General features: G+C 54.5%; 9 protein-coding genes. 1 reads left to right on the top strand and 8 read right to left on the bottom strand.

Features of this window, described 5'->3' with window-relative positions:
- Positions 1-43: 43 nt before the first annotated feature.
- Both BIS10_RS14925 and BIS10_RS14920 read right to left on the bottom strand, forming a co-directional pair.
- Positions 44-2,167 (bottom strand): hypothetical protein, encoded by a 2,124-nt coding sequence (locus tag BIS10_RS14925; protein ID WP_253506263.1) that lies wholly within the window; start codon positions 2,165-2,167, stop codon positions 44-46.
- A gap of 196 nt (positions 2,168-2,363) precedes the next feature.
- The gene (locus BIS10_RS14920) at positions 2,364-3,116 is read right to left on the bottom strand and encodes a helix-turn-helix domain-containing protein (protein WP_139794498.1); all 753 of its coding nucleotides are present in this window, start codon (positions 3,114-3,116) and stop codon (positions 2,364-2,366) included.
- Between BIS10_RS14920 and BIS10_RS14915 the strand changes: the two genes are divergently transcribed.
- Complete coding sequence (locus BIS10_RS14915; RefSeq protein WP_083025533.1) at positions 3,110-4,423, top strand: site-specific integrase; 1,314 nt, start codon at positions 3,110-3,112, stop codon at positions 4,421-4,423. The two genes, BIS10_RS14920 and BIS10_RS14915, sit on opposite strands and share 7 nt — an antisense overlap.
- Positions 4,424-4,515: 92 nt before the next feature.
- On the opposite strand, the gene BIS10_RS14910 is transcribed toward BIS10_RS14915, so the two are convergent.
- From BIS10_RS14910 to BIS10_RS14885, 6 genes are all read right to left on the bottom strand, one after another.
- On the bottom strand, positions 4,516-5,505 hold the full coding sequence (locus BIS10_RS14910) for an Rpn family recombination-promoting nuclease/putative transposase (protein WP_253506261.1): 990 nt from the start codon (positions 5,503-5,505) through the stop codon (positions 4,516-4,518).
- A gap of 201 nt (positions 5,506-5,706) precedes the next feature.
- The gene (radC, locus tag BIS10_RS14905) at positions 5,707-6,216 is read right to left on the bottom strand and encodes a DNA repair protein RadC (RefSeq protein ID WP_253506259.1); all 510 of its coding nucleotides are present in this window, start codon (positions 6,214-6,216) and stop codon (positions 5,707-5,709) included.
- Between the two features lie 21 nt (positions 6,217-6,237).
- Positions 6,238-7,047, bottom strand: a complete 810-nt coding sequence (locus BIS10_RS14900) for a DUF932 domain-containing protein (RefSeq protein WP_253506257.1) — start codon at positions 7,045-7,047, stop codon at positions 6,238-6,240.
- A gap of 126 nt (positions 7,048-7,173) precedes the next feature.
- The gene (locus BIS10_RS14895; protein ID WP_253506255.1) at positions 7,174-8,157 is read right to left on the bottom strand and encodes a hydrolase or metal-binding protein; all 984 of its coding nucleotides are present in this window, start codon (positions 8,155-8,157) and stop codon (positions 7,174-7,176) included.
- Positions 8,158-8,345: 188 nt separating this feature from the next.
- Complete coding sequence (locus BIS10_RS14890) at positions 8,346-9,542, bottom strand: YqaJ viral recombinase family protein (RefSeq protein WP_253506253.1); 1,197 nt, start codon at positions 9,540-9,542, stop codon at positions 8,346-8,348.
- Between the two features lie 128 nt (positions 9,543-9,670).
- A partial coding sequence (locus BIS10_RS14885; protein ID WP_253506251.1) for a hypothetical protein occupies positions 9,671-9,962 on the bottom strand: 292 nt, incomplete at its 5' end.

Genomic DNA, 9,962 nt, shown 5'->3' with positions numbered 1-9,962 from the left:
GCTTTTACCTATCAAGGATAGGCATCCTTCTCAGAGAGAGGGATTAGGCGATGATATCGGCTGCAACAACATCCGTAGTGGCTGTCAAACCAGACATTTGGATAACTTCGTCTGCTGTGCCATCTGCATTCGAGTCGTAAACAAGCCAGCCATTAACACCAGAATCACTGTCAGTTAGGAAGGCTACCTGTACAGTGCCATCAAAGCTATTAGCTTCCGCATACGTAATGGCTGCATCAGCATCAGCAAGTTCATTCGTGCCAGTGCCGGTATTCGCATCAGCTGCAACGAAGTTGTTGGAGTTGGCGGCGATACCTAGTTTAATGACGTCAGAATTGGTTGTGAAACCAATAATAGAGTCAGTCGATGCTTCAATAGAAGCATTCTGGGTAAAGTCAATAGTGTCATTGCCATCAACAGTAATAGCGTCGGCTACTTCAGATGTGATGATAGTGTTTTCACCACCGCCATTTACATTGACGTCAGTAGCAACAGCACCGTTGGTCACTGTATTGTCAAAAGACAGATTGGAAAGATCAACTGTCTCATTGGTTCCAGTATCGACAACAGAAAGAGTACCATTTGCGAGGCCGCCACCAAGGATGGTGTAGGACTGACCAGATACCAACTCTGCTGCGACGGTTGCAGAACCATTCATATCAATGGCTTCAAGGCCGGACACAGTGATGTTTTCGGCAGAGATGTCATCGCCGTCTGTAAGAGACAGCGTATCATTACCCTCACCGAATTCGAGAGCAAAAGTGCTAGCAGTGCTGGAATTAAGGTCGCCAAGCGCAACAGTGTCGTCGCCTGCGCCCAACTCCAGGGCTACCGTAGCAGCACCATTCGTGCCCACTGCACCAGCACCACCAATATTAACGGTGTCGTTGCCAGCTCCACCCGTTACAGCAATGGTACCACCGTCAAGGTCAGCAAAAGTTACTGTATTGGTACCATTTCCAGTCACAACGTTTGCTTGTGCATCAACTGTAGCAACAGTAAGGTCATCATCACCTTCACTGCCAACCACATCAATGTTGGTGTCTGCACTCTGGGTGAAGTCAAGTGCGCCACTCAGACCTGAAGCATCGACAAGATCAGCATCAGCAGCAGTTCCACCAATGGTCACATTGCCCTCGCCAGTGACAAAAACGTCGTCGCCAGCAGCAGTCAAAGTGCTGATAGTCGTATCAGCAGCAACATTCACTGTAGTGTCAGCACCGCCAGTAACTAGAGTGCCAATAGTCACTTCATCGTTTACGTTGACAGTGGCTTCGGACAAAGTAGCGAAGGTCAAAGAAGTCTGGTCAACTTCAGTGTTAACGGTAACGGTACCAGTAGTTGCTGATTGGCCAGTCAAAGTCAGAGCTGTCTGTGTAGCTTCCAGATCGACAACAGCACCTTCTGCAGCAGTGAATGCACCAATAGCTGCAGAGATATTTACGCTATCAACATCCCAGTCGCTGCCGTCGGCACCTGTTTGGTCGACGTCAGCTACCAGCTCGCCAGATTCCAGTGCATTAACGATTTCCTCACCACTCAGCTCATCAGCTGACAGCAAAGTCACATTACCTTCGCCGGCTACGGTCAGGACATTGTCGGTGAAGATGGAAGTATTCAGTTCCACTTCAGCGTCAGCAGTTGTTGTCAGGTTTACCGCATTAAAAGCTGTACCGCTACCAATTACGGTAGCAACATCACCGTTGACTGTGAGGTTTAGCGTGTTTTCACCAGCAGTCTCGCTATCGACGGTAACGGTCTCTGCAGAACCAGCGTCCACTGAGCCTTCGGTTAGGCCTGCAACGGTAAGGGCAGTGACATTTTCACCAGCAATAACGCTGTTGTCACCTGCAGCTGCAACACCAGCAGTACCATTGAAACCGAGCTTGGTTGAGCTCAAGGTAATGTTGGCATTCCGGATGTTATCGGCTTCGACAGTTGTCGCTGTACCATCGAACGCGTCAATATCAACGTTAACATTTTCGACGTTACGGATGGTCGGAGTCCAGTCACCAGCGATGTCATCGCTGTTGTAAGTGGCGTTCAAAGTGTCATTACCACCGCGGCCATCGACTGAGGTTCCATCCAGAGCACCAGCTTCAGCAGTGAACGTGTCGTTGTTCTCGGTACCAACGAAGATTTCACCAGCGTCATCTGCAGTGAGCATGCCAGTCGTGCGTTTCGATAACCCACTGATTGATCAATCTTTTTCAACCGGCCAAATGACGCGCACCATACTTTTCTATCGTATTACTACAGAGTCATTTCCGCACAAAGCCTCTATGCGGAAACAATAGCAACATAGCTCATTGTTTTTTAAAAGAAATCGGCTTCCTGTTTTTTTCCATCCTATTTCTACCCACTTATTTCTTCTCGCGTGCTCGCTCAAGGGTTTGTACGTGCTGATCCCAGGCCTGTTGCATGTGTTCTCGACTTTCACGCTCAATGCGCTCAGCAGTCTTATTCCACTCACGTTCTTCTTCTGTGTAGGGAACATACTGCCAATTGGGCTCACCCGGTAACTCACTGCCCTGCTCACTTTCTTCGATGTGTTCTAGTGCGGCACGTTTGATGGTGACAGTAACGCCCTCAGGTGGAGACGCTAGGTCAATCTCTATTCCTTGCAAATGCATCTCCTGAATCAGTTTGGTCAGCGTTTCACCACGCATATTGCCCAAAATGCGCTCTCCTCGCGTTACCACCGGTTTGGTCACGCCAATCGCTTCAGCAAACTCTTCCTGCGTCAGGCTTAACGCTGCACGACACATTCGCATTGCAGCTGCATCAGGGCGAATGCCTCGATAGGTGATTTTGACTTCATCCATCTCTGTGAACACATCAATACTTACACCACGCTTGTCTAGCACATGCACCATACGGATCAAGGTATCGCCACGTACCGCGACGGATAACTTTTCATTCCGCATCACATTGCTTTTGGTGATACCAAGCGCATCGGCATAGTCAGCTTGTGTCAGATTGAGTGCAGCACGGCTCATGCGCATCGCAATAGCGAGCCGGGTCGTTTCGTACATCTTCTTGACACCTCCAGAAGAAAGGGATAAAAATACCGTCACTGAAAGAACGTTTCCGAACCAAGGTGACAAAAATGCCAACTCAGCTCCTCAGTCAGCAGTTTGTTGATAATAACGCATCCTGCCCGGCAAGTAAGCGCCGCATGGATTACTACGACTCTCGCGTGTCGGGGCTTTCCCTTAAAGTGCTCCCGTCTGGACGACAAACCTACTACATGCGCTACCGCGATATTCGGGGCAAGATCATGGAGCGTAAGCTCGGTAATGCTGCAGATATGAAACTCAGCACTGCACGCAAGGCAGCTCAAGACATCTTGGCCAAGCTGGCGATGGGGGAAGATCCGTTCGAGCAGCGCCGCACACTCAAGGATGTGCCGACGTTTGCGGCCTTTGTGGCGGGGCACTATATGCCGTATATCAAAGGGTATAAGCGTAGTTGGGACACGGATGAGACGTTGTTACGCAATCACGTCCTACCGAAGATTGGCAGCTTGTATCTGGATGAAATCAAGCGACAGCATCTGATCGAGGTGTTCAGCTATCACCGGGAGACGCATAAGCCTGCCTCCACTAACCGCGTGATCATTTTGTGCCGCTATATCTTCAACTTGGCGTTGAAGTGGGAAGTCGAGGGAGTGACACGCAACCCAACGACAGGTATTGAGCTTTATCCCGTGAATAACCAACGGGAGCGCTACTTAAAAGACGACGAGGCCCTACGACTGTTTGAGGCGTTAGAGGCCTCACCCAATCCACTACTGCCTTTTATCATCGCCATGCTGCTACTGTCGGGGGCGCGTCGTCGGGAAGTGCTGAATGCACGCTGGAAAGATATTGACTTGGATAGCCGACTCTGGCGAATCGAGTTCAATAAGACAGGTAAAACACGCCATGTGCCTCTGTCACAGGGCGCACTCGCGTTACTGGCCAAGCTGCCGCGTCGGGAGGACAGTGATTACCTGTTTCCTAACCCTAAAAGCGGTAAACCATTTGTGAGTATTTTTAGTAGCTGGGATACCGCACGGCACAAGGCAGGACTGAAGGATGTGAGGATTCACGATTTGCGCCATAGCTTTGCCAGCTACGTGATCAACCAGGGGCATTCGCTCTACGAGGTGCAGAAGCTGTTGGGTCATACGCAAGTGAAAACCACGCAGCGCTATGCCCACCTATCGCATGAGTCGTTGTTAAATGCGGCAGATTCGGCCACCGCGTCGGTGCCGTGGGATCGTGAGGCGCGAGAAGTGGAAGGTGAAAAGGCCAATGCCTTACCAAGAGCTAAACGCAGGCACTTGGCGCGTCAGCGGGTCTTGTCACGCAATACACCACGCCAGACGGAGTCACCGCCTGGCAGCGGCGAGCCACCGGACGGCGAATCATCAACATAAAAAAGAAAAGCAGGCAGATACACAGAAGGCAGCCCCGGTTGGTGGCTGCCCTTTTTGTACGTGAAGCGGGAATAGGTATAAATGAAAGCAGATCAGTGCCTTGTCTCTGCACGCAGTTTTTCAACTTCCTCAATCGGTAGTTCTTCAATCTCTGCGATCAGCTGATCGTTCATCTCAGTCAGGGCAATCAGCTTGCGGGCGGCATTACGTTTGCTTTCTAATGCACGCTGCTCAGCTTCATGACGGCCTTTCTCGATACCTAGTTTCTCGCCTATCTGACGACCTCTTTCTTCCCATTGCTCAGGCCACTTCTTAATTCGTTCTGCCAGCATATCGTGTACCTCATGCAAATTGGTGAAATCGCTAACCTCGGGAAACTCAAGCCCTGGGGCACGGTTGGGCAAGAATACGCGATAGAACCAAATAATAATCGCCCGCCGTAAACTCGCTTGTTCTGGGCCACTGAGCCAGTTTGCTAAATGCCCCATCGCTTCCGATACATCGTTTTCATTGCGGTGCTTCTCAATACGAAATATCGCTGCCACGATATTGTGCATTTCGTCTGACCACCCCGGCGCATCAACAATCGCTCCTTCATCCAGCAACAAATAGCTCAGATTGGGACGATAGCGCTCTAAACCACCCGGTACTGGTTCGACCAAATCTGCAATGTTTTGTGCCGCTGTCCAGCGCTTTTCTCCATTATAGAGCACGATGGGCAATACAGGTGGCAGCTTGCCGCTCGGCGTAAAAGCGTCCTGACGAATCAGATCCTGATACAGCAGCCCCAGGTAGCTCATGATGCGCACGGCCATGTGCTTATCTTCGGAAGACTGAAACTCTAGGAGAAGATAAACGTACAGCCAGCGGTCTCGCCACCATATCCGCCAAATCATGTCATCTTCACGGTCCCGCAGCTCATCGGTGATATAGGTGCCGCTGACCTGTTCCATCTGATTAAAATCCAGCTGCTCCACCCAGGCTTCATTGACGAAACCGGTGAGCAAGTCCCGCACCATTTGTTTATGCGAAAACATCAGCTTATAGCTGTGATCGTGGCGGTTATGAATCTTGCTGGCCATGCGCGCTCCTATTTCAATGTTTTCATTTTACCACAACACCCGCTCCCTAACGCTCATTCCCACGCTCAGACGCCCTACCGCTCACGCTATTGGCCTGTTACCTAAAGAAAAAAAGAAAACCCACCTAGACAGCCCCGCCCCACGCTGCCGGTCAGGGCAAGCGTGAGGCAGGGAGCATGAAGTCGAAAAATGGCGGTGGCCTTACAGCCACCCCCGTTCGGCAAACGACGTGTAGCCCTCATGGCCCACGACAACATGATCCAACACCCGAATATCCACCAGGCCCAGGGCTTCTTTGAGCCGCTGAGTAATGCGCCGATCCGCATCGCTTGGTTCAGGATCGCCCGAGGGGTGATTGTGAACCAGGATGACAGCGGCGGCATTGTGCTCAAGGGAATGCTTGATCACCTCACGCGGGTACACGCTGGCCGCATCAATCGTGCCCCGAAACAGCTCATCAAAGGCGATCAGTCGGTGCTGGGTATCGAGTAGCAACGTACCAAACACCTCGTAGGGGTAATCGAGCAGCAGGGTTTGCAGGCAACGATGGACTTCATCGGGGCTGCCCAGTTGATTGCCTTTACGCAGTCGCTTGTGGGCAATCATCTTGGCCAGGTGTAACAGCTGGGCGTCGGTCACATCGCCATCAACGCGGTAGGTGCCGGGGGTTTCCCCGGCTACCAGCTGGGCGTACGGTGTATAGCAGGTCATTATCGATCTCCTTATCAGGGATTAAGCGGCAACGGTGGCGCCCTTGAGGGCGGCAAAGTGCTCGGTGAGCTTCCACAGCGCCCGGTTCAAGCGCACGTCTTCGGTCACGCTATTGATGGCCCGAGTCCGGGTGGCCCGACCGGATTGAGAGCGGCCACGTAGCCCGCCCTTGAACAGGTTTTCCTGGGTCCGGTTGAACACGCTCCACAACGAGCCGTTGGCATCTTCGCTACGGCGGGCTTCCAGTAGATCCCCTGGCTGCACGGGGCTGGTTTGTTGCCAGTCGTCGCCATAGCGCAGCGACAACGCCCCCTCGGCAAACAGCTGGGCTTCGCCTCGACTGACCAGGGTGGATTGAAACGCCTCCACGCCCTCGGCAATGCGGGGCACTTGGTGGCTGAGTTGGATCGAGCCTTCGAGGATTTCATCGACGATTTGTCTACCGTGGCGTACACGGATACCGCCCACATCGCCCACTGGCGTGACCATGCCGTTGAGGCAGATCAACCGAAACAGCCCTAAATCGAGCTGAAAGGCCGCGCTGCGGTCGTGGCTATTGGTGAGTACCAGTTCGGTAATGCTGTCACCGACGGCGAGTTGACGGTCGGGGTCTTGGCGAAAGCGGATCATGTGGCGGGCTACGTCACGGCGCTCGGCTTGACGCACGTTGGTTTGTTGAGCACGCACGGGATACCAGCCCTCAGCTTGCAGGGCATCGACCACGTTGATGGTGGGCACAAAGCCGTAACGCTCCGAGACGGCTTCATCGGGTTGGTGGGCAAAAATAGCCGGGGCAGCTCGGTGGAGTTGGTCGTGAGTGAGAATACGCATGGGAAAATCTCCTTATCGGTCATCCACGGCATAACGGCCCGCGCCTCTAAGGCAGCGGGCGTCGTTAAGGTGGCGGTGTCGATTAATCGAAAGTTGGGGTGAGTCAGGAAAGATTGAGATCAACACTCAGGCCCGTTTGGCCTGGCGTGTTAGGGGCTGTTGAGCGTCACTGCCTTGCGGGGTATCCGCCGCTCCGGTGGGTGCCTTGGCGTCGGCGTTCGCTTGAGGTTGCTGCTGGCTTTTGGCCTGCAGCTTGTCGGCCAGCGTGACCGGAGCATTGGGTTCCTGCCTGCCCGGCGGATGCTCGGGGGTATCGGGATAGAACTCTTCCACCACGTCGATGGATTCCTCGGCACTGTCTTCAAACGCCCCGTTGGCAAACCCGGCCTTGGCCGCTCTATCGAGGGCTTTCTGGTCAAAACCCGTTTGTTGGTGCCAGTCATCCAGGCGCTGTGCTTCTGCTAGCGTTTCTTCCAATGTCCACCCTTCACGCAGGGTGATATCCACGTAGAAGATCGCTGTGCCCCGGCTTTGGCGGGTGGATTTACCTCGAAGGCGTAGCTCCAAGGGCATGGTGGCTAAGCGGTTGCCGGAAATGGCTTTGAAGTAAGCCAACCTCGCGGCCAAGGTGCGAATCGAGTTAAAACCGGTGGTACGGAAGATAAAACTCCCCAGCGGGTCATCATCCCCAATCAACACGTTCAAGCGTCCGTAGGGCTTGCAGGCTCCACCTTGGGCTAGGGGGCAGCCGTCCGGTGACGGACACGGCAAGGTCTCCATACCGTCGCGGGTGCGGCGTTTACACTGCTCACCATCTCCCACGCACAGTGGTCGGGCCGTTTGCCGATCAAACAGCGCGTATTCCGCTCTCAGGTTAAGATCTGGGTCGTTGAACAATAAACGAATCGGAATCTGGCGCAGCTTGCCTTCCTGGGCGTTGCGCAGCTGTTCATCTAATGGGTGGCGTATCCAGCCCTCCTTGGTCTGGAGTTGTGAGGTAATGGTGAACTGGTCGTCTTTTTGTGGCAGACGCTTGCCGTTGTTTTCGACCAACTTGCCGATAGTGATCCGCCCCAGTATGGGCGGGGTAATGGCTAAGCCTTTGAGCATGAGAATCTCCTGACGATATCAGCACATCAGTGGTGAAGGGTTAGCTGCCCCATAGCGCACTACGCCCCAGGCGGCCGGAAAGCCGCGCTGAGGCGTTTGCTGATTGAGGTAACGTTAGGGTTATGTGGGTACGGCAACCGCGCACAGCGGCGCTGTGTTATACGATTCACGATGGGCGATGGCCGCGACTAACGCACCACCAACCGCCGCGTACCGGGATGCGCGTGCAAGTAGTCGGCACACAAACCGGGGTGGTCTTTCTGCAGCGTTTTGGTATCCAGCCGGTGGATGGGCTTGCTCTGCTTCCAGCTCAAGCTGCCGGTGGGAAACGTGGCCAGCGTTGCAGTCCCCATTGCTTGTTGGAGTTTATGTTTGAGCTTGGCTTCTTCCTTCTTGGCATTATCCAGGGTTTGGCGAACCCGTTGCAGATCGCTAAATGCTTGGCTAAGGCCCGCGTCTTGGCAGAAGTCGAGGGCCTCACCATCATCACTGGGAAACAGCGTCCGCAGGGCTTGATCCGCCGAATCCGACCCATCTGCCGGGGGTGGCGTATCCTTCTCCACGTAATCCCAGAATTGCCGCTCCAGGGCTATTAACTGCTCAATCATCGCCTCGTCGCGTTCGATGCGGTGGATCTGTAGCTCATGGCCGCCTAACAGCACGGCCACGTCAGCGGCCTGCTGGCCCGTCACCGCTAACTGGTGCATGACCTGCAGCTGCACGTACTCGGGCACGCCGTCTTTCCACAGCTTGGCACCGTAGATCCCGGCGGTCTTACACTCCAGTATCTGCACCTTATCGCTTCCCACGATCTCCCGATCCAGGTTGGCCAGCATCCACGGATGCTCGACGTGTTGCAGAATCGCATTCACTCGCTGCACCCGATGGCCGGTATGACGGGCGTAGTGCTCAGCCACAATGGGTTCGAGGATCTGACCCCAGTGCAAGGGGCTGGTGAGCTGATCCTCACGGTTGGGTTCCTTATCGGTGAATTGGCGTCCGGTCTTGTCCATCCATAGTTCCAGCTGCGATTTATACGGATGCAGCCCGACGGCAGCAGCGGCATCGCTGCTGCCAATCCCGCTTTGACGAATCGAAAGCCATGCCTTGCGATCCAGGGCGCGGGTATCCACCAATCGCCGTGCTTGTTCCCGATAACGCCGTGGCGGCGCTATGGGTCGCTTGATGCGGGCATCCCGACTATCCGGCGTGGGCATGTTGCTTTGTTCAATAGCTTCCAGTACCGAAGCAGTGACGCTGCCCGGCTTGGCCTTGCTCGAGAGCGGTGTTTGTTTGGCATGATCGACCGGCGATAGCACGGTGCGTTGGACTTGATCGGCGGGTACTAGAAACGGCGATGTTTGATGAGAGGTGTTGTGTGTCATGGTGTGGCTCCTGATGAACGTTTTCGGTCAGACACGGCATAACGGCCCGCTGCCTGATGAGGCGCGGGCTAACCGTGATGAGTAAGCGTGAAGCGTGTGGGGTGGACCGGGCGGTAGCGGGTGCGCGCTTAGCGCGGTAGATAAACGGGATAGTCAGCCAGAGGCAGTCGAAAGGTGTGACCACACGCGCGGCACTCCATGTTGTCGAGCACCTTGGCATCTAGCTCCTCTCCCAACCGGGCACCGGCAACACCGCCTGCGGTGCCTCCCACCAATGCACCAAACAGCGCACCGGCTAAGGTGCCTATCGATACGCCGACGGGGCCTGCGACAGCACCGACCACGGCACCGGCTTTGGCACCGCTCAGCGCCCCCATGGCACCGGTAGTACCACCGGACACAACACCGGTGGTTGCCCCC

The organism is Halomonas sp. 707B3, assembly GCF_024158645.1.
Taxonomy (GTDB): Bacteria; Pseudomonadota; Gammaproteobacteria; order Pseudomonadales; family Halomonadaceae; genus Vreelandella; species Vreelandella lionensis.
This window is presented reverse-complemented; position numbering and strand designations above follow the sequence as displayed.